This window comes from Actinophytocola gossypii (assembly GCF_025165815.1).
Taxonomy (GTDB): Bacteria; Actinomycetota; Actinomycetes; order Mycobacteriales; family Pseudonocardiaceae; genus Actinophytocola; species Actinophytocola gossypii.
This window is the reverse complement of record NZ_JAFFZE010000016.1, coordinates 140,913-166,466: the sequence shown is the minus strand read 5'-3', so window position 1 is coordinate 166,466 and position 25,554 is coordinate 140,913. Positions and strand designations below refer to the sequence as shown.

The following is a 25,554-nucleotide window of genomic DNA, read 5'->3' as shown; positions in this document are numbered from 1 at the left end:
ACCCGGGGCGCTCCGAAGGACCCGGTGTCAGCTCGATTCGGGACGCAGCTCCATGATCGAGATGTCCGGCGGCGCGCCGACGCGGACCGGTGGGCCCCAGAAGCCGGCACCCCGGCTCACGTACAGCCAGGTGTCGTCCACCCGGGACAACCCCGCCAGCCCCGGTTGCGCCAGCGACACGATGTGGTGGAACGGGTACATCTGACCGCCGTGGGTGTGGCCGGACAGTTGCAGGTCCACGCCGCGGGCGGTGGCCTCGTCGACCTGGACCGGCTGGTGGGCCATCAGCACCACCGGCCCGTTCGACGTCCGGCCGGCCAGGGCGCGGTCGTAGTCCGGCGGGTCGCCCTGGTTCACACCGGTGACATCCGTGACGCCGGCCAGGTCCAACGTCGCGCCGGCGCGGGTGATCGTGGTGCGTTCGTTGCGCAGGGTGTGCACGCCGAGTCGGTCCAGCTCGCGGATCCATGCCTCGGGGTCGGCGAAGTACTCGTGGTTCCCGGTCACGAAGAAGCTGCCCTCGCGCGGGGCCAGGTCGGCCAGCGGGGCGGCGGCCGAGCCCAGGTCCTCCGGGGTGCCGTCGGCCAGGTCGCCGACGATCGCCACCAGGTCGGGCTCGGTCTCGTTGATCATCCGGACGATCCGCTCGGTGTGCGACCGGCCGAGCAGCGAGCTGAGGTGGACGTCGCTGACCACCGCGATCCGCAACCCGGACATCACCGGGTCGAGGCGGCGCAGCGGCACCGGCAACCGCAGCAGGTCGGGTGGGCCGAGCGCATTGGCCATGCCCACCCCGACCAGGCTCGCGGACGCCGCGCCGGCGACCAGCGCGGTGCCGCGGGCCAGGAACAGCCGGCGGCTCTCGTTGACCTCGGGCTTCGCCGTCCGCTCCGGCGCCTGGGGGGTGACGGGGGGCGCGGCGTCCGTGGTCGCGGTCGCCTCCAGCGGCCGCCGGCGCAGCCAGCCGCGCAGCGCCAGCCGGGGCAGCTCGAGCACGGCCGTGACCAGGAACAGGTAGACGGCCAGCGCGAACCAGATGTACCCCGGCCAGGTGAACCAGCGCGCGGCCTCCGGCGGCAGCCCGCGCCCGAGCGTGAGCGTGGCGAACACCAGCAGGAACAGCACGACGAACGCCAGCGAGCCGGCCCGTCGCACCCACCCCTTCCGGGTGACGTCCTTGATCAGCCGCTTCCACAGGTACCAGTGCATGAGCGCGACCAACGCGCTGATGACCACGCCGAAGATCACGGCTCGGACCTCTCCTGGGTTCTCACGCGACCAAGAGTAGCCAGACGTCCGTGATGTCCGGCTGAGAGCATTCTCAGCCGGTCCAGGCGGGATCGCGGCCGGACAGCGCGAGTGCCCGGTCCAGTGCGGACGCGTCGCTCCCGACGGCCACCGCCGGACCGTACACCCCCATCGCGCGGCCCTGGTCGGCATTGCGCGCCACCTCGGCGCGCACGAACTCCGCCAGGCTCTCGTCCCACCCCGGGCGCTGCCCGGTCGCCCGCGCGAGATCCCAGCTGTGCAGCACCAGTTCACCGGTGACCATCCCGCCGACCTGGCCGGCCGGCAGCTCATGGTCGCTACCCATCCAGGTGACGCCCTGCCAGGCCGTCGGCTCGGACCACGCCGCGACCAGCTCGCCGACCAACCGCTCCAGCGCCGTCACCCAGTCGTCGCCGGCCAGGTCGACATCCGACTCGGCCGCGGCCGGCGGCCGGACCAGCTCCTTGCGGCCCGCGCCGACCAGCGACGGACCCCAGAACAACAGGTGGTGGACCAGCGCGCGGACGTCGTACTCCGCGCACGGCGTCGGCGCGGTCAGCTGGTCGGGCTTGATCTCGTGGACGACCCCCAGCAGGGTCGCGGCGGCGGGAGCGATGAACTTCTCGGACATGCGCCCAGCTCACCAGCCCGCGCGGACCGCTGTCTTGAACAAACGCGACATACACTCGCCCGCGTGACCGTTCGGGACAGCCGGGAGCTGGCCGGCGCGTGGGCGCGGCACCAGCGGCACGCGTTCCACCAGCCGTCGCCGGACCTGGCGCCATGGGTGGCGCGGTACTGGGAGGTCACCTGGGACTACGCCGAGCCGTACCGGCAGAAGGTCGTCCCGTACCCGAACGTGCAGCTGACCTTCCGCGACGGCGGCGCCGCACTGCAGGGCGTCGTCGCCGGCCACCAGACGAAGGTGCTCGCCGGCCGCGGCCACGTGTTCGGCGTCGCGTTCCGCCCCGGCGCCTTCCGCCCGTTCCTCGGCGCCCCGGTCTCGACGCTGACCGACCGCACGGTCGACGCGGCCACGGTGTTCGACCCCGCGCTGCCGGCACCGGAGGTCACCGAGGTCGAGCGGTACCTGCGCCGCCGGCTGCCCGAGCCGGACCCGAGGGCGCAGGAGGCCGCCGGCGTCGTCGACGCCGTCGCCACCACCCCCGGCATCACCCGCGTCGACGCGCTCGCCGGCGACCTCGGCCTGAGCGTCCGGCAGCTGCAACGCCTGTTCGCCGAGCACGTCGGCCTCGGGCCGAAGTGGGTGATCCGCCGCTACCGGCTGCACGAGGTCACCGAACGCCTGGCCGCGGGCACGCCGGTCGACTGGGCCGCCGTCGCCGCCGACCTCGGCTACGCCGACCAGGCGCACCTCACCCGCGACTTCACCGCGATGTTCGGCGAGTCCCCGACCTGGTACGCCCGGCGCTACTGAGCCAGCGCCGACATCGACTTCCACTCGTCCCACGGCACGGTCCAGTCGTAGTAGTCGCCGTCGGCCGCGTCGAGCTGCTTGTCGCTGCCGGTGATCTCCACCGGGTCGCCGACCAGTGCGCTGTCGAAGTACTTCTTCGCGTCGGCCGGCGAGAGGTTCACACAGCCGTGGGACACGTTCTGGCTGCCCTGCGCCCACACCGAGGGGGCGTAGCCGTGCACGAACTCGCCGTTGTTCGAGATCCGGACGGCCCACGGGACCACGACGTCGTAGTAGTCGTACTGGGGGTTGGTCATCGAGTACGACTCGTGCATGGACATCACCACGTGGGTGCCGCTGTTGGTGACCCGGCCGGGGTCGGACTCCATGCCGAAGCTCGCCGGGAAGTCCGCGGTCAGCTTGCCGTCCCGGTACACCTTCAGCCGGTGGGTCTGGGTGTTCGCCTTCACCACCTGCTTGCGGCCGATGCTGAAGTCGGCGGTCATGTCGTCGGCGCCGTAGATCCCGTCGCCGTAGTGCACGCCGTAGAGCTTGAGGTTCACGTGCACCTCGGTGCCCGCCGGCCAGTAGGTCTTCGGTCGCCAGTGCGCGCGGGTGTCGTCGAGCCAGGCCCACGAGCCCTCGACCGGGACCGAGGTGCGCACGGTCATCGCGCGCTCGGCGGCGGCCTTGTCGTCGACCGGCGCGTCGAACGTGACCGCGATCGGCATCGCGACGCCGTAGGTCTTGCCGTCGCCGGTGTTGATCCGGGTGCCGATCGTGCCGTTCGGGGTGACGGTGGTGAACTCGCCGGCGATCGGCTTCGTCGCGCCGTCCGCCCCGAGCGCGGTGCCCGACCAGGTGTAGGTCTTGCCGAAGCCGAGCGGCTCGCCGACGTTCCAGGTGGTGTGGTCGGCGGAGAGCTTGCCGATCACCTTCTCGCCGGCGGGGTTGGTGAGCGTCAGCGACTGGATGGTCCCGTCGGTGACCTTCACCGAGACCGGCGCGACCGGGTTGACGTCGGTGGCGCCCGCGGTCGGCGTGTAGGCGACCGCGGCGGACGGTTTGGGCGCGGCCTGCGCGGTCGGACTGTGCGCTCCGGTGGCGGGTGCCGCCGGTGTTCCGGACGTGTCGGAACTACAGGCGGTGAGCCCCAGCGCCGCCACGAGCCCCGCCGCGACCAGCACCCAGCGCGACCGTGCCTTCATCGTTTCCCCCTGTCGATACCCCTGCCCGTACACCACATCTGTTTCGACGCCTCGGAGCGCTGTGACGTTGGCTCGAACGGATGTGGTACGGATCACATGTGATCACCCCCTCGCGGCCTGCGGAGATCGTTCGGCGGGTGTAATCAGTCGTGTGCAGGTGGTAGTGCACAGCGTGTTCTTCGCGCTAGGCTTTGCCGCGCAGGCCGTAGTTTCTGTGTTCGTGCTTTTCCACGCTCGCGGAACGAAAACGCGGGCGTGTGGCACTTTCGTCGAGGTTGGCGAAGGCAACGCCCGGGGGCTGCCGGGGTTGCACGGTGTAACCCCATGCTGATCCTGCGACGGAGGCAGGTAGATGGCACAGGGCACTGTGAAGTGGTTCAACTCCGAGAAGGGCTTCGGATTCATCGCCGTCGACGACGGCGGCGCCGATGTCTTCGTGCACTACTCGGAGATCCAGGGCAAGGGCTTCCGCACCCTGGAGGAGAACCAGCGTGTCGAGTTCGAGGTCGGGCAGGGCACCAAGGGCCCCCAGGCCACGAACGTACGCGCGCTCTAGAGGCTCGCGACGCGAGTAAGGGCCCCGGTCGGGAGCGACCGGGGCCCAGTCGTCAGGTCAGCGCCGGTTCAGTGTCGGTTCAGCGCCGGTGGAGGTGCTGCGACTCCCACTCGAGTCGCTGCAGGACCCACTCCTGCGCCAGGGCCATGGGTGAGGTGTGGTGGTGCGCGGCGAGTTCGCGGAGCTGCTCGTTGGCCATCAGCGGCAGTCGCAGCTGGTAGACCTGCGCCCCGCCGAACCGACGCCCGGACCCCGTGGTCTCGGGGTCTCCCTCTGGTGAGAGCGCCGCGAGGTACGACTCCAGCTCCTGGTCCGGCAGGTTCTCGTCCTGCGCCTGCCCCTGGGGCTCGGGTCGATGACGTCCCGCGTTGGCGAGCTCGTCGCTCGCCGCCTTGACACTCGACCGACTACGTCCGGTGAATAGCACGCGAAGAGGATAACGAACAGATTGCGTTCCGACTACCAACCCACCCAGGCAAAAGCAAAGTAAGCACGCCGACACGCGGAGTAGCGCCCAAAGCAATACGCGAAAGCTCGGCGAAATGCCTGGTGACATGTGGAGGCCCCCGCGCCAGGGGGAGGAACGCGGGGGCCGGAGGGGATCTCCACAGGCGCTGACCGGGGGTGTGTCAGCGAGTCGATTGTTGCATGCGCACGCGCTTCGTGGGAGTGGGTAGAGCGGAAAAATTGAGAGAACTCTTCACCTACTCCATCCGGGGACGCTGAGTTCTCCACCGGCGACCCCGATGACCAGGACGAACGATGCACGCGAAGCGGGCCCGTCAGTCGGCCAGGCGGTGGCCGGCGTGGGCCAGAGCGGCCTCGACCCTCGGCCGGCTGAGCTCGTCGGCACTGGTGACGGTGACGGCGCCGGTGGAGAGGTTGACCGCGACGTCGGTGACGTGGTCGAGCTCGGTGAGCTCCTCGGTCACCGAGGCGGCGCAGTGGTCGCAGGTCATCCCGGCGACGGTGAACACGGTGTAGACGGTGTGCATGGGCACTGGTGTTGTCCTCCTCGTTCGACGGCTTCCCCATCTCCCATTCCGTTGTTTCGGGTCGCGACCCGAAACGCTTGAGGGACGCGCCGTCCCCCACATGGGTCGCGTTGAGCGAGATGCCGTCGCCGCTGGTCGTCGGCGATTCCGCGGTGGCCGCCGAGGTGAGCAGTGGTCACCTGGGTGGGCGTGGGCGCGGCTGCGGTGATCGCCATACGCCCGTTCGAGTGATCACCCGATCCGTCACACGAACGGTCTCGCTCCCGGGAGGGGTCGCGAGCTGGCCGCGACTACTGAACGTGTGGGCGGGATTCACTCCTCGGGGGGCTGTGGCCGATGCCCCCGGACTCATAGTCTCTCCGCCAATACCTGGACTGTCGGGGAGGCGACATGAGCGGACCGGTCGAAGTTCGTGACTTCCTGCTACAGCAGGAGACCCGAGACGCGTCACTCGGGTTCGGTGGGGTACCGGCCCCACGCAGCGGCGAGACGTCCCGGGTCACCGACGAGCAGGTGCGCCGCGCCCAGCTCGCGGTCGCGCGCAGCTCCCGCGACGTCGAGGACTGCCGTGAGCTACTGGACATGCTCGGCCTCGTGCCGGGCGACGACGGCGTCCCACCGGCCCAGCGGTAACCGGCGGCGGAACCCGGGTTCGCCCAGCTCGCGACGCCTGCCGATACCCGCTTTGTGGGGTGCGGGCAGCGTGTCCTATGCTTTGCGTGCTCCAGAGCGGGCAACCCGGGCTCCCATCGTCTAGCGGCCTAGGACTCCGCCCTTTCAAGGCGGCAGCGCGGGTTCGAATCCCGTTGGGAGCACCACTTCTCATCGCACTGGCTTCGTGGCCAGTTCCCCCGCAGACGATCCCAGGTGGATGAACGGCGCCCAGATGTGCGGCCGGGCGGGGTGTCGTGTGCGGAGCGCGCTGGTGGTCGAGCGCAGCGCCGCTGCGCAGTCGGCCGTGCGTCCTGGCCCGGTGATGGAGTCGTACCCGGTCTTCGCGAGCGCGGTGGCGTGTCGGTCGGCGACCGGCCACAGGGTCGCGACCACATGTGCGGTATCCCGTCAGCTGTAGCGCGGCCGCGAGGTTGATCGCCTCGTCGGCGAGGTCCATCGAGCCGCCCGCGGTCCGGCACGCGGACAGTAGGCGAGGTCGAGCGCGGCGAGCCGCCTGACCGGCAGGTCGCCGCCGGTCAGGTGCGGGCGCTGCGACTCGGCTCCGCCACGTGCTGGGTGGTGTGGCACGCGAAACGCGCCCACCGGTACCGGCCGAGTCCGGCGAGTACCGCGTCCGGGGTCGCCGCGGGGCCGACCAGGGTGTCCGTGCCGGGCACCGCCCCGGCGACGTGGCCGGGTTCCGCGCGTACCGACGGGAGATCCGCCATCCGGGCGTCTGCGGCGTGCCGACCGCCACGACGGTCGGCTCGCCGGTCGACGGAGCCGCCCCCGCCGGCACGCAGCAGGGCACCTAGGTCGGTGGTGTTCCGGTCCGGAACCGTCGTCCGACGCCCGCGCCGGGGCGTCGTGCGGCCGTAACGGCCCGGCCGCGGGCAGCGGCGGCAGGGTCAGCGGACCGGCGGGACACCACCACACGCGGTGTGGCGCGCTCCGGCCGGGTTCACCGGCGTCCGGTGCGGCGACCACGTCCCACAGCCAGCGCGACAGCGACGTGAGCGTGTGCCGCGCCTCGGCGAATGGGGTCGAGCAGGCCGGTGGCTCTGCGTCGCGCGCTGTCGAGGGTGAGCCGTGGCAGCGGCACCGCGCGGACGCCGTCCCGCCCGACGATCAGCGCGTACCGATCGAGCCGGGATGCCCCGGCGAACCGGGTGCCGTGGGTCTGCTAGAGTTCCCGACGTTGCAAGGCCCAGTGGCGCAGTTGGTTAGCGCGTCGCCCTGTCACGGCGAAGGTCGCGGGTTCGAGTCCCGTCTGGGTCGCGAAGGTTCCGGGTGAGCCTTGTCCGCGGAAACGCGGACCATGTCACCTTCGCGCTGATGCTTGGGGGTCGAGCCCCCCAAATCCCCCACGGTGCGAGCTTCACCGGACCCGGCGTGGGTGTGGTGCGGGGGTGTTGGGCCAGGTAGCTCAGTTGGTACGAGCGACCGCCTGAAAAGCGGTAGGTCGGCGGTTCGATCCCGCCCCTGGCCACATAGTGGGCTTCTAGGAGATCTCGTGGGGCAGCCGGGGTGGTTGTATACCGGGGAGGTCTCGGAGAGATCGATCGTCACGGCGCCTGGTGCGGGCGATGTCGGTGACGCGGTCGTCTTGGTGGATGCCGCTGTTGCCGGGTTCTGTGGGAAGGTGCCTGGTTGGTTCCGGGCGGTCCAGCGGCTCAAGTACTGGTGGTACGCGGTCTGCATCGCCGTTGGGCTCGCGGTGGGGTTGGTGTTCGTTCCCACCCCGGTGGAGTGGCGGCTCACCGCTGGGTTGACCGCTGGTCTGGTGTTGACGCCGGTCAGTGGCGCCGTGCTGGGGTTGGTGGCGCGTCGGCAGACCCGGGTGCAGGGTGTGCGTCGGCCGGAGCGGTTGCTGGCCAAGGTAGCGGGGCGGGCGCGGCCAGTGGCTGACACGGTCAGGGAGCAGATCGTCACGGTGTTGGCCCGGGATCCGGGGCTGGACGCCACGGTGCATGAGCTTGCTTGGCGTAGTGCCAAGGAGGGGGCGCGCCGGGAGTTGGACGAGCTGTGGAAGAAGGCCGACCCTCGGGCGGCCGCGGCTCGTGCGGCGAAGATCGCCGAAGTCACGGCTCGGGTCGATGATCTCAAGGACCAGGGCAAGGCGTGACGCCGCTTTGGGTGGCTGTGGGTGATCGGAAAATAACTGGTCCACTGTCGACAGCCCGTTCGGGCTGGTCTTTGGGGTGACTGGTGCCCTAACGGGGGGTGTCGGTCTCACTGTGCGTGTAACGGTGGGGTGGGGCTGAGCGAATCAGTCAGCGCGACCTCGGGCTCGGCAGGGGTAGCCCGATTCGTTGAGGTCGTGGGCGAGTCGGACAGGTACGGGCTCTCGGGGATGCCCTCAACCCGCCGCGTCGGTATGTGCGCGGCTGGGGGGGAACCACTATGAGTGACCAGAGGCTACGGGTCCCGCGCCGGAGACCGATGATCCGGCTGGGTGGCCAGCGTGGGGAACCTTCGCGGCCGCCGGTGGCGGCGTGGGAACCCCGGTATCGGCGGTTGGTGATTGTCGGCGACGTGTTGGTCACCGTGGTCACCTCGCTGGTGGTGGGGCGGGTGGTCAGTGTCGGCGGCGCCGCTCTGTTCAAGGACCTGACGTTGGGGTTCCTCACTGTCGGGGCCGTGCTGTGCGCACTGGCCATGGGGCGGGCCTGGCATCCGGTGGTGCTGGGGCAGGGGGCCGAGGAGTACGTGCGGCTGGGGCGGGCGATGTTCGCCGCGGCGGTCGCGCTCGCGTTGGCCGGGCTGGCCACGGGGGTGGTCTCCACCCGGCCCTGGGTGTTCGTGGTGATTCCGGCCACCGCGCTGGTGGCGTTGCTGACGCGGTACCTGTTGCGGCAGGTCCTGCACCGGCGGCGGCGGGTCGGGGAGTGTCTGCTGCCGGTGATGGCGGCGGGGAGCCCGGAGACGGTGCGGGACCTGATCAGGCGGACCGTGGACAACTCGCACATCGGGTGGAAGGTCGCCGCGGTGTGCACGGCCGACGGGGCTGGGGACGAGGTCGACGGGGTCTCGGTGGTGGGGCGGCTGGACGAACTGGCCGAGCACGTGCGGCGGGGTGGGTACCGGATCGTGGCGATCACCGCCGACGCCTACTGGACGCCGAAGCGGCTGCAGCAGCTCGCCTGGCGGCTGGAGGGCAGCGGGGCCGAGATGGTCGTGGCGCCGACGCTGATGGAGGTCGCCGGGCCGCGGCTGCACGTCAACAGCGTGTTGGGGATGCCGTTGTTGCGGGTGTCCGCGCCGGTGTTCACGGGGATGCGCCGGGTGGTCAAGGGGGTGGTCGACCGGGTGGGGGCGGTCGTGCTGCTGCTGATGGCGGCGCCGGTGATGGTGCTCGCGGCGGTGGCGATCGCGGTGGACAGCCGGGGGGCGGTGCTCTACCGGCAACGGCGGGTGGGGAAGTCGGGACGGGAGTTCACGATCCTGAAGTTCCGGACGATGGTCCAGGACGCGGACCGGCGCAAGACCGAGCTCGCCGACGCCAACGAGGGCGCGGGGGTGCTGTTCAAGATGCGCAAGGACCCGAGGGTGACCCGGGTCGGCGCGATCCTGCGGCGGTACTCGCTGGACGAGCTGCCGCAGCTGATCAACGTGCTCTCCGGGTCGATGTCCCTGGTGGGACCTCGGCCGCCGCTGCCGGAGGAGAGCGCGCGCTACGAGCCGGACATGCGGCGCCGGCTGCTCGTCAAACCTGGATTGACCGGATTGTGGCAGGTCAGCGGTCGAAGCGACCTGCCGTGGGAGGAGGCGGTCCGGTTGGACCTGCGCTATGTCGAGGACTGGTCGCTCGCGCTGGACGCGATGATCCTGTGGAAGACCTTCCGCGCCGTGCTCGGCGGGCAGGGGGCGTACTGATGACCTGCCGACTGTGCGGGTCGGGCGACCTGCAGAGCGTCGTCGACCTCGGCGCGACGCCGCCGTGCGAGCTGTTCCTCACCGAGGCCCAGCTCGACGAGCCGGAAATGACCTACCCGCTGCACCTGCGGGTGTGCACCTCCTGCTGGCTCGCGCAGCTGCCGCCGCTGATCACGCCCGAGGACACGTTCACCGAGTACGCGTACTTCTCCTCGTACTCCACCTCGTGGGTGGAGCACGCGAAGCGGTTCGTCGAGGGGGCGGTGGGGCGGCTCGGGCTCGACCAGGACTCGTTCGTCGTCGAGGTCGCGAGCAACGACGGGTACCTGCTCCAGCACGTGGCCGCGGGCGGCATCCGGTGTCTGGGGGTGGAGCCGTCGGTGAACGTTGGCGCGGCCGCGCGGGAGAAGGGCGTGCCGACGGTCACCGAGTTCCTGTCGCCGGAGACCGGGGCGGCGGTGCGCGCGGAGCACGGGCCGGCGGACCTGGTGGTGGCCAACAACGTCTACGCGCACATCCCGGACGTCGTCGGGTTCAGCAAGGGGCTGCGGGCGCTGGTGGCCGACGACGGGTGGGTGTCGGTCGAGGTGCAGCACCTGCTGACGCTGATCGAGCTCAACCAGTACGACACCATCTACCACGAGCACTTCCAGTACTACACCGTCGCGTCCGCCATGCGGGCGCTGGCCAGCGGCGGGCTCGCGCTCGTCGACGTCGAGCTGCTGCCGACGCACGGCGGGTCGATCCGGCTGTGGGCGCGGCCGGCCGAGGCGGCCGGGGAGCCGAGCCGGGCGGTGACCGACGTGCTGGACCGGGAGAAGGCGGCCGGGCTGCACGAGCTGGCCGGGTACGCCGAGTTCGCCAAGCGGGTCGCCACCGTGCGGCGGGACCTGCTGAGCTTCCTGACCGTCGCGGCCGCGCAGGGCCGGAGCGTGGTCGGCTACGGCGCGCCCGGCAAGGGCAACACGCTGCTCAACCACTGCGGCATCCGGCCGGACCTGCTGACGTACACGGTCGACCGCAACCCGTACAAGCACGGCCGGTACACGCCGGGCACTCGCATCCCGATCCTGTCGCCGGAGCGGATCGCCGAGGACCGCCCGGACTACGTGCTCGTCCTGCCGTGGAACCTGCGTGCCGAGCTGACCGAGCAACTGTCCTATGTGGGCGAATGGGGTGGCCGGCTGGTGTTCCCCATCCCCGGTCTCGAGATCGTTGAGGTGAAGCCATGAAGGTCGTTCTCTTCTGCGGCGGCTACGGGATGCGCATGCGCAACGGCGCCGCCGACGACGTGCCGAAACCGATGGCCATGGTCGGGCCCCGGCCGCTGATCTGGCACGTGATGCGCTACTACGCGCACTTCGGGCACACCGAGTTCGTGCTGTGCCTCGGTTACGGCGCCCACCACATCAAGAACTTCTTCCTCAACTACGAGGAGACCACGTCCAACGACTTCGTGCTCCGCGGCGGCAAGCCGGAGCTGCTGTCCACCGACATCGCAGACTGGTCGATCTCGTTCATCCAGACCGGGATCGAGTCCGCCATCGGGGAGCGGCTGCGCCGGGTGCGCGAGCACCTGGACGGCGACGAGATGTTCCTCGCCAACTACGCCGACGTGCTCACCGACGCCCCGCTGGACCTGATGGTCGAGCGGTTCGCCGCCTCCGACGCGGGCGCCTCGATGATGGTGGTGCCGCCGCAGTCCTCGTTCCACTGCGTGGAGATGGGCGAGGACAACCGGGTGGGCGCGATCACCGCGGTCAGCGAGATGCCGCTGTGGGAGAACGGCGGCTACTTCGTGCTGCGCCAGGAGGTCTTCGACCACATCCCGGCCGGCGGTGACCTGGTCGCGGACGGCTGCGCGGAGCTGGCCAAGCGCGGCCGGCTGCTCGCCTACCCGTACCGAGGGTTCTGGAAGCCGACCGACACCGTCAAGGAGCGGTTCGCCCTCGACGACGGGTACGCGCGCGGCGAGCGGCCGTGGGCGCTGTGGGAGCACGCGCGGGTGCCCGCGTGATCCCTCTCGCCGGTGCGGTCCGGCGGGTGGTGGCGCTCGGCGCGCACTGCGACGACATCGCCATCGGCGCCGGCGGAACCCTGTACGGGCTGTGCGCCGCCCGGCCGGGGACGCGGGTCGACGCGCTCGTGCTCTCCGGCGGCGGCACCGGGCGGGAGGACGAGGAACGCGCCGCGCTGGCCGCGTTCTGCCCCGGCGCGGACCTCGACGTGACCGTGCTCAAGCTCCCCGACGGGCGGCTGCCCGCGCACTGGGACGAGGCCAAGTCCGCCCTGGAGGAGCTGCGCGCCCGCACCGACCCGGACCTGGTCCTGGCCCCCCGTACCGAGGACGCGCACCAGGACCACCGCGGGCTCGCCCAGCTGGTGCCGACCGCGTTCCGCGACCACCTGGTGCTGGGCTACGAGATCGTCAAGTGGGACGGCGACCTGGGCCGCCCGAACGCCTACCGGCCGCTGTCGGTGGAACTGGCGGAGAAAAAGGTGGAACTGCTGCAACGGCACTACGCCTCGCAGCGACACCGTCCGTGGTACGACCGGGAGGCGTTCCTCGGGCTGGCCAGGATCCGCGGGATCGAGTGCCAGTCCCGCTACGCCGAAGCCTTCCACGTCACCAAGCTGACCCTCGACCTGGAAGGCTGAGCCATGAGAGTCCTGTTGACCGGCCACAAGGGCTACCTGGGCACCGTGATGGCGCCGGTGCTCCGCGACGCGGGGCACGAGGTGGTGGGCCTGGACTCGGGCCTGTTCGACGGCTGCGTGCTCGGCCCGGCGCCGGACGATCCGCCCGGCCACACCGTCGACCTGCGCGACGTCACCGCCGCGCACGTGTCCGATGTGGACGCCGTGATCCACCTGGCCGCGCTGTCCAACGACCCGCTCGGCGCGCTCGCCCCCGAGTTGACCTACGACATCAACCACCACGCCGCCGTGCGGCTCGCCCGGCTGGCCCGCGACGCCGGCGTCGAGCGGTTCCTGTACGCCTCCACCTGTTCGGTGTACGGCGCGGCCGGTGGCGACGAGCTGGTCGGCGAGGACGCGCCGCTGCGCCCGGTCACCCCGTACGCCGAGTCCAAGGTGCGGGTCGAGGACGACCTGCACGAGCTGGCCGACGCCGACTTCACCCCGGTCTACCTGCGCAACGCCACCGCGTTCGGGTTCTCGCCCCGGCTGCGCGCGGACATCGTGCTGAACAACCTGGTCGGCCACGCGCACCTGTCCGGCGAGGTGCTGGTGCTCTCCGACGGCACCCCGTGGCGGCCCCTGGTACACGCCCGCGACATCGCCGCCGCGTTCCTCGCCGCCCTGGCGGCGCCGCGCGACGCCGTGCACGACCGGGCGTTCAACATCGGCACCGAGCGCAACAACGTCACGGTCGCGGAGATCGCCGCCGAGGTCGTCGAGGCGGTGCCCGGCTCGACGCTGCGGATCACCGGCGAGGCCGGCGCCGACCCGCGCTCCTACCGGGTCGACTTCTCCCGCTTCCGCGAGGCCGTCCCCGGCTTCGAGTGCGGGTGGACGGTCAAGGACGGCGCCGTCGAGCTGATCGATGCCTACCAGAAGCACGGTCTGACCAGGGAGACCTTCGAGCAGCGGTTCACCAGGCTGGCGTGGCTGCGCGGGCACTCCGGCGTCGACGACACCCTGCGGCAGCCGAGATGACCGACCTCGGCGAGCGGATGCACGCGCTGGTGCGGCGGCTGTACCCGCTGTGCCGGAGCATCACCGGCGACGGCGTGCGCGAGACGCTCGCGGTCGTCGGTGAGCAGCTGCCGCTGACCGTGCACGAGGTGCCCACCGGCACCCGGGTACTCGACTGGACCGTGCCCCGGGAGTGGAACATCCGCGACGCCTACGTCGCCGACGCCACCGGCCGCCGGGTGGTCGACTTCCGCGAGTCGAACCTGCACGTCGTCGGCTACAGCGTTCCGGTGCACACCAGGATGCCGCTCACCGAGCTGCGCCGGCACCTGCACACGCTGCCCGACCAGCCGGACCTGGTGCCGTACCGCACCAGCTACTACGCGCCGACGTGGGGCTTCTGCCTCGCCCAGTCCACACTGGACGCGTTGCCGGACGGCGAGTACGAGGTGTTCATCGACGCCACCCTGGCCGACGGCTCGCTGACCTACGCCGAGCACGTCGTGCCCGGCCAGGTCGAGGACGAGGTGCTGGTCAGCTGCCACGTGTGCCACCCGTCGCTGGCCAACGACAACCTGGCCGGCATCGCGGTCGCCGTCCAGCTCGCGCTCTCGCTGGAGAACCCGTACCACACGTACCGGTTCGTGTTCGCCCCCGGCACGATCGGCGCGATCACCTGGCTCGCCCGCAACCGCGGCCGGATCGAGCGCGTGCGGCACGGCGTCGTGCTCGCCTGCGCCGGCGACCGGGGGTCGTTGACCTACAAGCAGAGCCGCCGCGGCGACGCCCCGGTCGACCGCGTGTTCCGGCACGTCCTGGCCGGTCGTCCACACGAGATCCGCGCGTTCTCCCCGTACGGCTACGACGAGCGCCAGTACTGCTCGCCCGGCTTCGACCTCGGCGTCGGCTCGCTCACCCGCACCCCCTACGCCGGCTACCCCGAGTACCACACCTCCGGCGACGACCCCGACTTCGTCACCGGCGAGTCCATGGTGGACACCCTGCGCGTCCTCCAGGAGGCGTTCGCCGTGCTCGACCGCGACCGCGCCTACGTCAACCTCAGCCCCTACGGCGAACCGCAGCTCGGCCGGCGCGGCCTGTACGACTCGCTCGGCGGCCGCAGCGACGCGCATGACGCCCAGCTCGCGATGCTGTGGGTGCTGAACCTGTCCGACGGCACGCACAGCCTCCTCGACGTCGCCGAGCGCGCCGGCCTCCCGTTCGGCGCCGTCGCCACCGCGGCCGACGCGCTGCGCGACGCCGGGCTGCTGAAGGAGGCGTAGTGCGGGGACTCGCGGGACGCCTCAGCTGGGGGCTCGGCGACCAGGCCGTGTCGAGCATGACGAACTTCGCGGTCGGGCTGGTCGTCGCCCGCGAGCTCGGGGTGGCCGGGTTCGGCGTGTTCAGCCTGGCGTGGGTCACCTACGGCGTGCTGCTCAACGTCTCCCGCGGCCTGGCCACCGACCCGCTGGTGGTCCGGTTCTCCGGCGTCCCGGCCGACCGCTGGCGCACCGCGACCGCTCGGGCGGCGGGCACCGCGGTCGCCGTCGGCACGGCGTTCGGCGTGCTCAGCGTGGCCGCCGGCCTGGCCATCGGCGACGAGCTCGGCATGGCGTTCGTCGCGCTCGGTGTGGTCGCCCCCGCCATGCTGCTGCAGGACAGCTGGCGGTTCGCGTTCTTCGCCGCCGGCCGGGGCCAGCACGCGCTGGTCAACGACGTCGTCTGGGCGGCGGCGATGGTCCCGGCGCTGCTGCTGGCCGCCGGGCACGGTGGCGTGTGGGCGTTCGTACTGGCCTGGGGCGGGTCGTCGCTGCTCGGCGCCGGCTGCGGCTGGCTGCAGAGCGGCATCACCCCGCGCCTTGGCGGGGTGCTGGAGTGGCTGCGGCACCACCGGGAGCTGGGTTCCCGGTACCTGGTGGAGAACGTCAGCAACTCCGGCGCGTCCCAGCTGCGGATGTACGGGCTCGGTGCGATCGCCGGCCTGTCCGAGGTCGGCGCGCTGCGCGGGGCGGAACTGCTGCTCGGCCCGTTCCTCGCGCTGCTCATGGGCGTGAACCTGGTCGCCGTGCCGGAGGCGGCCCGGGTACTGCGCCGCGCCCCGCACCGGCTGGCCCGGTTCTGCCTGCTGCTCGGCGGCGGCCAGGCGGTCGCCGCGGCCGCCTGGGGCGTGCTCCTGCTGTTCGCGGTGCCGGACGCCCTCGGCCGGCTCGCGCTCGACGACGTGTGGGGGCCGGCGTCGGAGCTGATCGTGCCGGTCACCCTGTCGGTCACCGGCGCCGGTGTGGTCGCCGGGGCCACCGCCGGCCTGCGCGCGCTCGGCGCCGCTCGTCGCAGCCTGCGTGCCCAGCTGATCGCCTCCGCCGGCTACCTCGGCGCCGGCCTCGCCGGTGCGTTCGCCGCCGGCGCGGAGGGCGCGAGCTGGGGCTCGGCCGTCGCCATGTGGTGCGGCGCCGCCGTGTGGTGGTGGCAGCTGCGGGCGGCCCTGCGCGCACACCACCCGGAACCTCGCACCGAGAATCTCACCGGAGTGACGACATGACACAACCTGAGGGTTTGCCAACCGCATCCCAGGGGAACGTGACGCAACCCAGCCACAAGCATGTGACCAAACGTGACCTTTCGTTCGCCAACGTGACTACCACGCAAAAATTCGGAGAGGCGGAACGGCCACCCAGGTTGAGCATCGGCTTGCCGGTCTACAACGGCGAGGAGTACCTCGCGGAGTCGCTGGACGCGCTGCTCGGCCAGTCCTTCACCGACTACGAGCTGATCATCACCGACAACGCCTCGACCGACGCCACCGAGGAGATCAGCCGGCGCTACGCCGCCAAGGACTCCCGGATCCGGTACGTGCGACTGGACCGCAACATCGGCGCCGCGCCCAACCACAACCACGTGTTCACCCTCGCCCGCGGCGAGCTGTTCAAGTGGGCCTCGCACGACGACCTGTACGGCCGCGACCTGCTGCGCCGCTGCGTGGAGACCCTGGACGCGCACCCCGAGGCCGTGCTCGCGCACGTCGGCCAGGCCATCATCGACGGCGACGGCGCGGTGACCGTGCCGTTCGACTACCGGCTCGACACCGCCGCGCCCCGCGCGCCGGAACGGTTCCGCAGCCTGCTGTTCGAGCCCGGCGGCGACGACTTCTACGGCGTGATCCGCACCGACGTGCTGCGCCGGGTCCGCCCGCACGACAGCTACCACCACGCCGATCGCACGTTCGTCGCCGAGATCGCGCTGCACGGGCCGTTCCGCCAGGTGCCGGAGCTGCTGTTCTTCCGCCGCGACCACCCCACTCGTGCCGAGCGCGCCAACCCGACGATCCGCACCCGCTGCGCGAACCTGGACCCGCGCCGCGCCAACCCGTGGCGCCACCCCACGGTCCGGCTGCTCGGTGACTACGTGCTCGGGTTCGTCGGCGCGATCCGCCGCGCGCCGCTGACCCCGGCCGAGCGCCGCGAGTGCTTCCGGCACCTGGCCGCCTGGCTGGCCAGCCGCGCCCGCCCGCACCGCACGCACCGGGTCGAGGACCGCGCCCCGGTCGACACCCGCGCGGAGTCGTTCGTGGTGAACACGATCGTCGCCGGGCGGGAAGGGCGGCTGGGGTGACCCGGATCGGCCTGTTCGGGCTGCTCGGCTCCGGCAACCTCGGCAACGACGGCTCCCTGCGCGCCATGCTGGACCACCTGGGCGCCGCCCACCCGGACGCGCGGATCGACGCGCTGTGCGGCGGCCCGGAGTGGGTGCGGGCCACCTACGGGATCGAGGCCACCGCGCTGTACCGGGACACCGAGTTCCGCACCGCGTCCGGGGTCCGCTCGGCCGTGGCGAAGGTCGCCGGGAAGCTGGGCGAGGTGGTGCGCACCGCGGCCTGGGTACGCCGGCACGACCTGGTGATCGTGCCCGGCATGGGCGTGTTGGAGGCCACGCTTCCGTTGCGGCCCTGGGGGTTCCCGTACTCCCTGTTCCTGCTGTGCCTGTCCGGGCGGCTGTTCGGCACACCGGTGGCGCTGGTCAGCGTCGGTGCCGGGCCGATCCGCGACCGCGCCATCCGCTGGCTGGTCACCCGCGCCGCCCGGCTGGCCGCGTTCCGGTCCTATCGGGACGCCCGGTCCCGGGACGCGCTGGCCGCCATGGGCGTCGACGTGTCCCGCGACCGCGTCTACCCGGACCTCGCGTTCGCGCTGCCCACCCCGGACGGCCGGGCCGACACCGGGTGCGTCGGGGTCGGCGTGATGGCCTACCGGGGCGGGCCGGACGACCGGGCGCGGGCCGAGGAGATCCACGCCGACTACCTGGCGAAGGTCAAGGCGCTGGTGCGGCGGCTGGTCGAGGACGGCCGGAGCGTGCGGCTGTTCGTCGGGGACCGGCTCGACTCGGCGGTGGTCGACGAGGTCATGGCCGACCTGCCGGTCACCGCCGCCGAGGTGTCCACCCTGGACGAGCTGCTGGGCGAGCTGGCCGGGGTGGACGTGGTGGTCGCCAGCCGTTTCCACAACGTGCTGTGCGCGCTCAAGCTCGGCCGGCCGACCGTGTCGCTCGGCTACGCCGCGAAGAACGACGTCCTCATGGACACCATGGGCCTCGGGGCGTACTGCCACTCGATCCGCGACTTCGACGTCGACCGGGTCCTCGGCCAGGTCGCCGAGTTGGAGCGGCGCGCGCCCGAGGTCACCGGGACGCTCCTGGTCCGGGCCAAGGAACAACGTGAGCTGCTCGACGAGCAGTTCGCCCACCTGGCCACGCTCCTGCCGACGGAGGTGCGCGCGTGAAGGCCAGGCCGGTGCCCGAGATCGCCGGGGCGTTCCTGTTCGAGCCGACCCCGCACGCCGACGAGCGCGGGTTCTTCTCCCGTACCTTCGACCGCGACGTGTTCGCCTCGGTCGGCCTCGACCCGGACGCGTTCGCGCAGGACAGCGTGTCCCGCTCCCGGCGCGGCGTGCTGCGCGGCATGCACCTGAGGTCCGGGCGCGGCGAGGCCAAGCTCGTCCGCTGCTCGTCCGGTCGCGTGTTCGACGTCGTCGTCGACCTGCGGCCCGGGTCGCCGACCCACCGCAACCAGCTGCACGTCGAGCTGTCCGGCGACACCCAGGTGTCCCTGTACGTCCCGGCCGGCTGCGCGCACGGCTTCCAGGCGCTCACCGACCCGGCCGACGTGTCCTACCGGATCGACCGCCCGCACGACCCGGCCGAGGACGTGGCGATCGCGTTCGACGACCCCGAGCTGGCCATCCCGTGGCCGCTGCCGGTCGCCCTGCTGTCCGAACGGGACAACCGGGCGCCGACCCTCGCCGACGCGCTGAAAGGCTCGTAGACATGGACTTCACGAACTCGCGCGAGGCCAACAAGCGCCTGCACGACCTGGTCCCCGGCGGCGCGCACACCTACGCCAAGGGCGAGGACCAGTACCCGGAGGGCATGGCGCCGGTCATCACGCACGGGCGCGGCGCGTACGTGTGGGACGTCGACGGCAACTCCTACCTCGAGTACGGCTCCGGTCTGCGCTCGGTCAGCCTCGGGCACGCGCACCCGCGGGTCACCGAGGCCGTGCGCGCCCAGCTCGACCTCGGCGCCAACTTCGTGCGCCCGAGCGTGGTCGAGCTGGAGGCCGCGCAACGGTTCCTGGCCACCGTGCCGACCGCCGAGATGGTGAAGTTCGCCAAGAACGGCTCGGACGTCACCACCGCCGCCGTACGCCTCGCCAGGGCCGCGACCGGCCGCGCGCTGGTCGGGATCTGCCGGGACCAGCCGTTCTTCTCCACCGACGACTGGTTCATCGGCCTCACCGCGATGCCGGCCGGGATCCCGTCGGCGGTCGCGGAGCTGACCGTCACGTTCCCCTACGGCGACCTGCCCGCGGCCGAGGAACTGATCACCCGCCACGACCTCGCCTGCCTGGTGCTGGAAGCCACCGGCCGGCCGGACTACCTGCGCGGCCTGCGCGAGCTGTGCACCCGGCACGGCGTGGTGCTCGTCTTCGACGAGATGATCACCGGGTTCCGCTGGTCGGAGGCCGGCGCGCAGGGCCTGTACGGGGTGGTTCCGGACCTGTCGACGTTCGGCAAGGCGCTCGGCAACGGGTTCGCCGTGTCGGCGCTCGCCGGCCGCCGCGACCTGATGGAGCTGGGCGGCCTGCGGGACAGCCGGGAGCGGGTGTTCCTGCTGTCCACCACGCACGGCGCCGAGACCCACGCGCTGGCCGCCGCGATGGCCGTGCAGGAGACGTACACCGCCGAGGGCGTCACCGCGCGGCTGCACGAGCTGGGTGCCCGGCTCGCCGCCGGGGTGCGGGCGGTGGCCGCCGACGCCGGCGTGGGCGAGCACGTGGTGGTGCGCGGGCGGGAGAGCAACCTCGTGTTCGCCACCCTGGACAACGCGGGCCGCCCGTCCCAGGAGTACCGCACGCTGTTCCTGCGCCAGCTGGTCACCGGCGGGGTGCTGGGGCCGTCGTTCGTGGTCAGCGCGGCGCTGTCCGAACAGGACGTCGACCGCACCGTCGAGGTGGTGGCCGGCGCGTGCGCGGTGTACCGGCGGGCACTCGACGCGGACGACCCGACCCCGTGGCTGGGCGGCCGCCCGGTGCGGCCGGTGTTCCGCCGCTACGCCTGAGACGCGCCGGCGACCCGGTCCATCGTCCAGGCCACCGCCGGCACCACGGCGAGCGCGGCGCAGAAGCCGCCGAGGGTGTCGGTGGCGTAGTGCGCGTTCAGCAGCACCTGCGACCAGGCCATCGCCGTACCGGCCGCCACGGTGACGACCAGGATCGGCACCAGCCGGCGCGCGACCACGAGCATCACGACCAGCGCCATGGCGGTCGCGGCCGCCGTGTGCCCACTGGGGAACGCGAGGAACCCGCCGTTGATCTCCCGCCCCACCAACGGTTTCAGTACCGTCGTGCACGCGATGCTGCCGCCCGTGCCCAGTACGGCCAGTACCGCGGCCCTGCGGTGCCCGAGCCGCAGGCACACCAGGACGAGCGCGCCGAGCGTCAGCGCGCCGCCCACGGGCTCGGCGGTGTAGTCCACGACGAGCGCGAGCTGACGCCATGGCGACCCCAGCTCCACCAGCCGCGCGCTGAGCCAGGCGTCGAACCAGGTCCCGGCCGTCTCGCCGGCGAACAGCACGCAGAGCACCGCGAGCCCGATCGCCGCGCAGACCGCGACCACGGCGAGCGGAACCCGGGCCAGCGGGACCGGCCGGGCAGTGGGTTCCGAGTCGGTGCGCACACCTGGTGAATCGCCGCCCTGGTCACGATCGTTTCCCAGCGGTAACGGGTGCCGCGGCGCCACCGAATCCACTATGGAGAAAGGAATCCGCCATGCGCCTGCGATCGACCGAACTCTCGGCCAGAACCATCGGCGACGAGACCATCATCCTGAGCCTCCCCGACTCCCGGTACTTCTCCGTCACCGGCATCGGCACCCGGATCGTCGAGCTGCTCGGCGAGGAACGCACCATCGACGAGCTCGTCGACACGATCGTCGGCGAGTACGAGGTCGACGCGGACGTCGCCCGCCGGGACGTCGAGGCGTTCGTCGGCCGGCTCACCGAAGCACGGCTGGTCCGGTGAGACGCGCGCGGTACCTGGCCGAGGTGGCCCTCGCCTGCTGCCGGCTGGCCCGCGTCGAGGCCATGCTGCGCCGCCACGACCTGCCGACCGTGTGCGCCCGCCTCGGCATCGTGCCCGACCTGGACAGCGGCGATCCGCCGGCGACCGGGCCCGCGGTGCTCCCCGGCCGCGCCAGGACCGCGATCCGGGCCTGCTCGGCGGCCACCCGCCGCTGGCGCCACGGCGACACCTGCCTGCGCCGCTGCCTGCTCGTCGGCAACCGGCTGCGGCACCTGTCCCCGGTCCTGCGCATCGGCGTCCGCCGTGACGGGGACGGGATCCTGGCGCACTCGTGGCTGGAGGTCGACGGCCGCACGCTCGATCCCACCGCCGTCGACTTCGCCCCGCTCGGCCGCTGACATGCCCGGCTACCACGCCTACGGCCTGCGGATCGCCAGCGACGTCGAGCTGCCGCTGCCACCCGGCTCCGGCCACCCCGACCTGGTCCTGCGCCGCGGCCCCGACCGTCCGGTGCCCGCCGAGCGCCCCGGGCCGCCGCTGGCCGAGGTGCTGCGGCCCGACGGCTCGGTCTTCTACACCCTCGCCCGCGTCGGGGACACGACCGTGCTCCGCTACCCCGGTCTGTGCGACTTCGTCGGCGATGCCGAGGTGACCATCCACCTGCACCCCGGCGCCGACGCGGGCCTGCTGCCGGTGCTGATCGCCGGCACCCTGCTCGCCGTGCACCTGACGCTGCGGCACGCGCACGTGCTGCACGCCAGCGCGGTCGAGGTCGACGGCCGGGCGGTGGCGTTCGTCGGCGCGTCCGGCATGGGCAAGTCGACCCTCTCCGCCGCACTGTGCGCGGCCGGCCACGCGCTCGTCTCCGACGACCTGCTCCGGGTGGACGGCGGCGTCGTGCACCCGGGCGCCACCGAGAGCCGCCTGCGGCCGGCCGCCAGCGCCCTGGCCGAGACCGCCGCCGTCCGGGAGACCGCCGACGGCCGCCTGGCGGTGGCCCCTCGGGTGTGGACCGGCGGCCCGCTCCCGCTGGCGGCCTGCGTCGTCCCCCGCCCGGACCGGGCGGCGGCGGGGGTGGCCGTGCGGCGCCTGCGTCCGGCGGTCGCGCTGCTGGGCCTGAGCCGCTACCCGCGCGTGCTCGGCTGGACCGACGGCCCAACGGCCGCGTCGGCGTTCCAGTCGCTGGCCGACCTGGTCGAGCGGGTCCCGGTGTTCGAGGCCACGATCCCGTGGGGGCTCCCGTTCGCCGACGGCGTGCTCGCCGACCTGCTGGACGCCGTGCTGGCGCCTCAGCGGTACGCGGCCGACTGCAGCCGGTAGAGCTCCGCGTACTGGCCGGCCGAGGCCATCAGCTCGTCGTGCGTGCCGCACTCCACGACCCGGCCGTCGGCCAGCACGTAGATCCGGTCCGCCAGCCGGGTACTGGAGAACCGGTGCGAGATCAGCAGCGCGGCCCGCCCGCCCAGCGTCGCGCGCACGTCGGTGAACAGCTCGTGCTCCGCGCGCGGGTCCAGCGCGGCCGTCGGCTCGTCCAGCACGACCAGCGGCGTGTCCCGGTACAGCGCCCGGGCGAGCGCGACCCGCTGCCACTGGCCGCCGGAGATGTCCACGCCCTCGTCCAGGTCGCGGCCGAGCACGGTGTCCAGGTCCAACGGCACGCCGGCCCGCCGGGCCGCGTCCGCCGCCGCGGCCGGGTCGGCCCCGGCGTCGCTGATGGTGATGTTGTCCCGAACCGACAGCTGGTAGCGCACGAAGTCCTGGAAGACCACCGTGACCGACGCCCGCACGTCCGGCGCCGGCACCGCCTCGCCGTCCCACACCCGCACGCCCGAGTCCGGGTCGTACAGCCCGGCGACGATCTTCGCCAGCGTCGTCTTGCCCGAGCCGTTCTCCCCGACCAGCGCCACGACCTCGCCCGCCCGGACCTCGATGTCCACGTCGTCGACCGCGGGCCGGTCCTGGCCGGGGTAGGCGAAGCTGACCGACCGCAGCGCCACCCGGTCGGCGAGCCGGTGCCGTCGTCCCTTCGGCGCCGGCTCCGGTCCGGACGCGACGAACCGCTCCAGGTCGGCCAGGAACGGCGCCGACTCCAGCAGCCCGCCGACCGCGCCGAACAGCCGCCCGAGCTGCCCGGACAGCAGCCGCACGGCGATCGCCGCGGCACCGGCGTCGGCCAGCCCGATCCGGCCGGAGCGCACCAGCTGCACGATCGCCAGCAGCGCCGCGGTCAGCGCCGCCGCGACCCCGAGCGTGGACAGCACGGCGATCACCTGCCGCCGCCGCACCTGGACCCGCAGGGCCGCGTTGACCTCGACGTTCAGCTCCTCGTGCCGCCCGCGCAGCGCGGGAGCCGCGTCGAACGCCCGCACCTCGGCCGCGTAGGGCCGCCTGGTCAGCAGTTGGCGCAGGTACTCGCGGCGGCGGAACAATGCGGTCAGCCGGTGCGCGAACGCGAACTCGGTGCGGCTCGCCCACCGGGACAGCAGCACCGCCGGCACCCCGGCGGCCAGCAGCAGCGGCACCAGCAGCGGCTCAACGGTCACCAGCACCGCCGACATGGCCACCACGCCGAGCAGGCTCCCGGTCAGCCCGAGCAGCGAGGTGGTGACGGTGAACGGCCGGGTCACCGCGTGCTGCTGGACCCGCTCCAGCGCGGTCGCGAATCCGGTCGACTCGTAGGTGACGAGGTCCGCCCGCGCGGTGGTGTCCAGCAGCCGGTCCCACACCCGCTGCGCCACCCGCTCGCCGAGCACCCGGTGCTGTTGGGTCTGCAGTGGACCGACCGACCCGGTGAGCGCGGTGGCGAGCGCGAGCAGCAGCAGCGCCGGCGTGAGCCCGAGCGCGGCGGTGTCCGGGGTCAGCAGCGCGTCGAAGGTGAGCTTGCCGGCGGCCACCACGCCGAGCGCCGCGACGGCCCCCACGAGCTGGTAGACCGACGCGACCGCGGTGCCGGCCCGGTCGGCCAGGCGGACCTCGCGGGCGGCGGCCGCGAGCAGGCGCGGAGTGGTCGCCAACCGTCGCAGTCGCACGACTGGAACGTCCGATCACCCACCGTTTTCGTTACAGGAAAAGGGTAATGATCCGGCCGGTCGGGCGACCTACAGGACAACGGCCCTGCATCAGCTGCGACGGCCATGAAGGAGGTGACCATGCGGCAGCCGTACGAGGCACCGGAGCTCACCGCGCTCGGCTCGCTCACCGACGTGACCCAGGCCAACCTGTTCGGGGAGTCCTCCGACAACCTGACCTGGATCCTGCCGATCTTCGGCGACGACGACAACTACTCGTGATCGTCAGGGGCCACGGATCGACCCTGGAGCGGTCCGTGGCCCCGGCAGGAGTCTCCGTGTACACAATGGACCCCCTGGAGGTGGCCGGCGGCTGGGTCAACGGCTACGACCCGGTCCCCCCGCCGTCGGGCCAGCACCCGGCACCCCGCCAGGTGCTCGACAGCGTCCTGTTGCCACACCTGGCGAGGACCCCGTGCCTGGTGGCCTTCTCCGGCGGCCGCGACTCCTCGGTACTGCTGGCCGCCGCCGTGGCCCTGGCCCGCCGCGAGTCCCTGCCGCCGCCGATCCCGGTCACCCTGTCCTATCCGGACGCCGCCGACACCGACGAGTCCGCGTGGCAGCGGAGGGTGCTGTCCCACCTCGGCGTCACCGACCGGATCGTGCTGACCGTGCACGACGAACACGACCCCCTCGGCCCGGTCGGCACCGGTGTGCTGCGCCGCCACGGCCTGGTCTGGCCGCCGAACTTCACACCCACGTACCGGATGCTGACCCAGGCCCGCGGCGGCGCCCTGCTCACCGGCGAGGGCGGCGACGAGGCGTTCGGGCTCAAGCGGATCACGCCGCTGACCAAGCTCCTCGCCGCCCGCACCCGCGTGCCGGCGGCCGTCCACCGCGACGCCCTCCGCGCGCTCGCCCCGGCCGCGTTCCGCCGCCGCGGCGCGTTGCGCACCCGCTACCGCCGCCCGTGGCTACGCCCCGAGGTCGAGGAACTCCTGGCCCGCCGCGACGCCGACGACCTGGCCGCGTACGCGCTGCACGCCGGCCGGAACACCTGGCAGTTCGCCACCCGCCGCTGCGCCACGATCGGCTACGCGACCATGCGGGCCCTGGCGTCCGAACTGGACGCCGAGTACGTCCAGGCGTTCGCCGAGCCGGCCGTCGTCGCGTCCGTCGCGCACGCCGCCGGCCGCTGGGGCTGGACCGGCCGCACCTCCGCCATGCGCGCCCTGTTCGGCGACCTGCTGCCCCGCGAGGTGCTGGAGCGCCGCACCAAGGCCCGGTTCGCGAACGCCGTCTTCCGCGGCCACACCCGCGAGTTCGCCCGCACCTGGGACGGCA

The 25,554-nt window shown here is 72.5% G+C and carries 28 protein-coding genes, 3 tRNA genes and 1 pseudogene; 24 read left to right on the top strand and 8 right to left on the bottom strand.

Annotated features, from left to right (window positions below):
• Window positions 1–27: 27 nt before the first annotated feature.
• A complete protein-coding gene (locus tag JT362_RS22085) occupies window positions 28–1,248 on the bottom strand; it encodes a metallophosphoesterase (RefSeq protein WP_311202738.1) in 1,221 nt (406 codons plus the stop codon).
• A gap of 73 nt (window positions 1,249–1,321) precedes the next feature.
• Complete coding sequence (locus JT362_RS22080) at window positions 1,322–1,900, bottom strand: TIGR03086 family metal-binding protein (RefSeq protein ID WP_260193470.1); 579 nt, start codon at window positions 1,898–1,900, stop codon at window positions 1,322–1,324.
• Window positions 1,901–1,963: 63 nt separating this feature from the next.
• On the opposite strand from JT362_RS22080, the gene JT362_RS22075 reads away from it, so the two are divergent.
• Complete coding sequence (locus JT362_RS22075; protein WP_260193469.1) at window positions 1,964–2,707, top strand: helix-turn-helix domain-containing protein; 744 nt, start codon at window positions 1,964–1,966, stop codon at window positions 2,705–2,707.
• Here JT362_RS22075 and JT362_RS22070 read toward each other — a convergent pair.
• Window positions 2,701–3,894, bottom strand: coding sequence for a L,D-transpeptidase (locus JT362_RS22070; protein WP_260193468.1), 1,194 nt, complete (start codon window positions 3,892–3,894; stop codon window positions 2,701–2,703). The genes JT362_RS22075 and JT362_RS22070 overlap by 7 nt on opposite strands.
• Window positions 3,895–4,246: 352 nt before the next feature.
• Here JT362_RS22070 and JT362_RS22065 point away from each other — a divergent pair, with 352 nt between their 5' ends.
• Complete coding sequence (locus tag JT362_RS22065) at window positions 4,247–4,450, top strand: cold-shock protein (RefSeq protein ID WP_075127229.1); 204 nt, start codon at window positions 4,247–4,249, stop codon at window positions 4,448–4,450.
• Between the two features lie 79 nt (window positions 4,451–4,529).
• On the opposite strand, the gene JT362_RS22060 is transcribed toward JT362_RS22065, so the two are convergent.
• Both JT362_RS22060 and JT362_RS22055 read right to left on the bottom strand, forming a co-directional pair.
• On the bottom strand, window positions 4,530–4,877 hold the full coding sequence (locus JT362_RS22060) for a hypothetical protein (protein ID WP_260193467.1): 348 nt from the start codon (window positions 4,875–4,877) through the stop codon (window positions 4,530–4,532).
• 355 nt (window positions 4,878–5,232) lie between these two features.
• The gene (locus JT362_RS22055) at window positions 5,233–5,445 is read right to left on the bottom strand and encodes a heavy-metal-associated domain-containing protein (RefSeq protein ID WP_260193831.1); all 213 of its coding nucleotides are present in this window, start codon (window positions 5,443–5,445) and stop codon (window positions 5,233–5,235) included.
• 390 nt (window positions 5,446–5,835) lie between these two features.
• On the opposite strand from JT362_RS22055, the gene JT362_RS22050 reads away from it, so the two are divergent.
• Together JT362_RS22050 and JT362_RS22045 are read left to right on the top strand one after the other, a co-directional pair.
• On the top strand, window positions 5,836–6,078 hold the full coding sequence (locus tag JT362_RS22050) for a hypothetical protein (RefSeq protein ID WP_260193466.1): 243 nt from the start codon (window positions 5,836–5,838) through the stop codon (window positions 6,076–6,078).
• Between the two features lie 109 nt (window positions 6,079–6,187).
• Window positions 6,188–6,263 (top strand) — tRNA-Glu (locus JT362_RS22045).
• A 4-nt stretch (window positions 6,264–6,267) separates the two neighbouring features.
• Here the strand turns inward: JT362_RS22045 and JT362_RS35655 are convergent.
• Entirely contained in the window at window positions 6,268–6,492 is a 225-nt protein-coding gene (locus JT362_RS35655; protein WP_375546545.1) for a CHAT domain-containing protein, read from the bottom strand.
• Between the two features lie 188 nt (window positions 6,493–6,680).
• On the opposite strand from JT362_RS35655, the gene JT362_RS22040 reads away from it, so the two are divergent.
• The 15 genes from JT362_RS22040 (at window position 6,681) to JT362_RS21970 (ending at window position 20,241) form a co-directional block, all read left to right on the top strand.
• The gene (locus JT362_RS22040) at window positions 6,681–6,914 is read left to right on the top strand and encodes a hypothetical protein (RefSeq protein WP_260193465.1); all 234 of its coding nucleotides are present in this window, start codon (window positions 6,681–6,683) and stop codon (window positions 6,912–6,914) included.
• A 389-nt stretch (window positions 6,915–7,303) separates the two neighbouring features.
• Window positions 7,304–7,377: transfer RNA gene (locus tag JT362_RS22035), tRNA-Asp, on the top strand.
• A 137-nt stretch (window positions 7,378–7,514) separates the two neighbouring features.
• A tRNA-Phe gene (locus JT362_RS22030) sits at window positions 7,515–7,588 on the top strand.
• 24 nt (window positions 7,589–7,612) lie between these two features.
• Window positions 7,613–8,224: a hypothetical protein gene (locus JT362_RS22025; RefSeq protein WP_260193463.1), complete on the top strand. Its 612-nt coding sequence runs from the start codon at window positions 7,613–7,615 to the stop codon at window positions 8,222–8,224.
• A 317-nt stretch (window positions 8,225–8,541) separates the two neighbouring features.
• Window positions 8,542–9,975 (top strand): sugar transferase, encoded by a 1,434-nt coding sequence (locus JT362_RS22020; protein ID WP_260193830.1) that lies wholly within the window; start codon window positions 8,542–8,544, stop codon window positions 9,973–9,975.
• Window positions 9,972–11,207 (top strand): class I SAM-dependent methyltransferase, encoded by a 1,236-nt coding sequence (locus tag JT362_RS22015; RefSeq protein ID WP_260193829.1) that lies wholly within the window; start codon window positions 9,972–9,974, stop codon window positions 11,205–11,207. Before JT362_RS22020 ends, JT362_RS22015 begins: the two co-directional genes overlap by 4 nt.
• A complete protein-coding gene (locus JT362_RS22010; RefSeq protein WP_260193462.1) occupies window positions 11,204–11,992 on the top strand; it encodes a sugar phosphate nucleotidyltransferase in 789 nt (262 codons plus the stop codon). The genes JT362_RS22015 and JT362_RS22010 overlap by 4 nt, the downstream gene beginning before the upstream one ends.
• A complete protein-coding gene (locus JT362_RS22005; RefSeq protein ID WP_260193461.1) occupies window positions 11,989–12,633 on the top strand; it encodes a PIG-L deacetylase family protein in 645 nt (214 codons plus the stop codon). The genes JT362_RS22010 and JT362_RS22005 overlap by 4 nt, the downstream gene beginning before the upstream one ends.
• Window positions 12,634–12,636: 3 nt before the next feature.
• Window positions 12,637–13,653, top strand: a complete 1,017-nt coding sequence (locus JT362_RS22000; protein WP_260193460.1) for an NAD-dependent epimerase/dehydratase family protein — start codon at window positions 12,637–12,639, stop codon at window positions 13,651–13,653.
• Window positions 13,650–14,915 (top strand): DUF4910 domain-containing protein, encoded by a 1,266-nt coding sequence (locus tag JT362_RS21995; RefSeq protein WP_260193459.1) that lies wholly within the window; start codon window positions 13,650–13,652, stop codon window positions 14,913–14,915. Before JT362_RS22000 ends, JT362_RS21995 begins: the two co-directional genes overlap by 4 nt.
• Window positions 14,915–16,171, top strand: coding sequence for an MATE family efflux transporter (locus JT362_RS21990; RefSeq protein ID WP_260193458.1), 1,257 nt, complete (start codon window positions 14,915–14,917; stop codon window positions 16,169–16,171). Before JT362_RS21995 ends, JT362_RS21990 begins: the two co-directional genes overlap by 1 nt.
• A 149-nt stretch (window positions 16,172–16,320) precedes the next feature.
• A complete protein-coding gene (locus JT362_RS21985) occupies window positions 16,321–17,241 on the top strand; it encodes a glycosyltransferase family 2 protein (protein WP_260193456.1) in 921 nt (306 codons plus the stop codon).
• Window positions 17,238–18,404 carry a polysaccharide pyruvyl transferase family protein gene (locus JT362_RS21980; protein WP_260193454.1) on the top strand — a complete coding sequence of 389 codons (1,167 nt, stop codon included), beginning with the start codon at window positions 17,238–17,240 and terminating at the stop codon, window positions 18,402–18,404. The genes JT362_RS21985 and JT362_RS21980 overlap by 4 nt, the downstream gene beginning before the upstream one ends.
• A complete protein-coding gene (gene rfbC, locus JT362_RS21975) occupies window positions 18,401–18,946 on the top strand; it encodes a dTDP-4-dehydrorhamnose 3,5-epimerase (protein WP_260193452.1) in 546 nt (181 codons plus the stop codon). The genes JT362_RS21980 and rfbC overlap by 4 nt, the downstream gene beginning before the upstream one ends.
• A gap of 2 nt (window positions 18,947–18,948) precedes the next feature.
• Complete coding sequence (locus tag JT362_RS21970; RefSeq protein ID WP_260193450.1) at window positions 18,949–20,241, top strand: glutamate-1-semialdehyde 2,1-aminomutase; 1,293 nt, start codon at window positions 18,949–18,951, stop codon at window positions 20,239–20,241.
• Here JT362_RS21970 and JT362_RS21965 read toward each other — a convergent pair.
• Window positions 20,232–20,858 (bottom strand): phosphatase PAP2 family protein, encoded by a 627-nt coding sequence (locus tag JT362_RS21965; protein WP_260193448.1) that lies wholly within the window; start codon window positions 20,856–20,858, stop codon window positions 20,232–20,234. The genes JT362_RS21970 and JT362_RS21965 overlap by 10 nt on opposite strands.
• Before the next feature lie 92 nt (window positions 20,859–20,950).
• On the opposite strand from JT362_RS21965, the gene JT362_RS21960 reads away from it, so the two are divergent.
• The 3 genes from JT362_RS21960 to JT362_RS21950 are packed head-to-tail and all read left to right on the top strand — an operon-like array spanning window position 20,951 to window position 22,522.
• Window positions 20,951–21,202: a PqqD family protein gene (locus tag JT362_RS21960; RefSeq protein WP_260193447.1), complete on the top strand. Its 252-nt coding sequence runs from the start codon at window positions 20,951–20,953 to the stop codon at window positions 21,200–21,202.
• Window positions 21,199–21,600 (top strand): lasso peptide biosynthesis B2 protein, encoded by a 402-nt coding sequence (locus tag JT362_RS21955; RefSeq protein ID WP_260193446.1) that lies wholly within the window; start codon window positions 21,199–21,201, stop codon window positions 21,598–21,600. The genes JT362_RS21960 and JT362_RS21955 overlap by 4 nt, the downstream gene beginning before the upstream one ends.
• Window position 21,601: 1 nt before the next feature.
• Complete coding sequence (locus JT362_RS21950) at window positions 21,602–22,522, top strand: hypothetical protein (RefSeq protein WP_260193445.1); 921 nt, start codon at window positions 21,602–21,604, stop codon at window positions 22,520–22,522.
• Here JT362_RS21950 and JT362_RS21945 read toward each other — a convergent pair.
• Window positions 22,492–24,231, bottom strand: a complete 1,740-nt coding sequence (locus JT362_RS21945) for an ATP-binding cassette domain-containing protein (RefSeq protein ID WP_260193443.1) — start codon at window positions 24,229–24,231, stop codon at window positions 22,492–22,494. The two genes, JT362_RS21950 and JT362_RS21945, sit on opposite strands and share 31 nt — an antisense overlap.
• 120 nt (window positions 24,232–24,351) lie before the next feature.
• On the opposite strand from JT362_RS21945, the gene JT362_RS21940 reads away from it, so the two are divergent.
• Together JT362_RS21940 and JT362_RS35650 are read left to right on the top strand one after the other, a co-directional pair.
• Window positions 24,352–24,492 carry a lasso RiPP family leader peptide-containing protein gene (locus tag JT362_RS21940; protein WP_260193442.1) on the top strand — a complete coding sequence of 47 codons (141 nt, stop codon included), beginning with the start codon at window positions 24,352–24,354 and terminating at the stop codon, window positions 24,490–24,492.
• A gap of 65 nt (window positions 24,493–24,557) precedes the next feature.
• Window positions 24,558–25,553: pseudogene (locus JT362_RS35650) on the top strand (asparagine synthase-related protein); the annotation flags it as partial.
• Window position 25,554: the final 1 nt, after the last annotated feature.

Coding starts and splice junctions, on each gene's coding strand:
- JT362_RS21960 (WP_260193447.1), top strand. CDS start 20,951: ATGCGCCTGCGATCGACCGAACTCTCGGCCAGAACCATCGGCGACGAG.
- JT362_RS22050 (WP_260193466.1), top strand. CDS start 5,836: ATGAGCGGACCGGTCGAAGTTCGTGACTTCCTGCTACAGCAGGAGACC.
- JT362_RS22065 (WP_075127229.1), top strand. CDS start 4,247: ATGGCACAGGGCACTGTGAAGTGGTTCAACTCCGAGAAGGGCTTCGGA.
- JT362_RS21970 (WP_260193450.1), top strand. CDS start 18,949: ATGGACTTCACGAACTCGCGCGAGGCCAACAAGCGCCTGCACGACCTG.
- JT362_RS22020 (WP_260193830.1), top strand. CDS start 8,542: ATGATCCGGCTGGGTGGCCAGCGTGGGGAACCTTCGCGGCCGCCGGTG.
- JT362_RS22010 (WP_260193462.1), top strand. CDS start 11,204: ATGAAGGTCGTTCTCTTCTGCGGCGGCTACGGGATGCGCATGCGCAAC.
- JT362_RS22055 (WP_260193831.1), bottom strand. CDS start 5,445: ATGCACACCGTCTACACCGTGTTCACCGTCGCCGGGATGACCTGCGAC.
- JT362_RS21950 (WP_260193445.1), top strand. CDS start 21,602: ATGCCCGGCTACCACGCCTACGGCCTGCGGATCGCCAGCGACGTCGAG.
- JT362_RS21995 (WP_260193459.1), top strand. CDS start 13,650: ATGACCGACCTCGGCGAGCGGATGCACGCGCTGGTGCGGCGGCTGTAC.
- JT362_RS22000 (WP_260193460.1), top strand. CDS start 12,637: ATGAGAGTCCTGTTGACCGGCCACAAGGGCTACCTGGGCACCGTGATG.
- JT362_RS21940 (WP_260193442.1), top strand. CDS start 24,352: ATGCGGCAGCCGTACGAGGCACCGGAGCTCACCGCGCTCGGCTCGCTC.
- JT362_RS22070 (WP_260193468.1), bottom strand. CDS start 3,894: ATGAAGGCACGGTCGCGCTGGGTGCTGGTCGCGGCGGGGCTCGTGGCG.
- JT362_RS22080 (WP_260193470.1), bottom strand. CDS start 1,900: ATGTCCGAGAAGTTCATCGCTCCCGCCGCCGCGACCCTGCTGGGGGTC.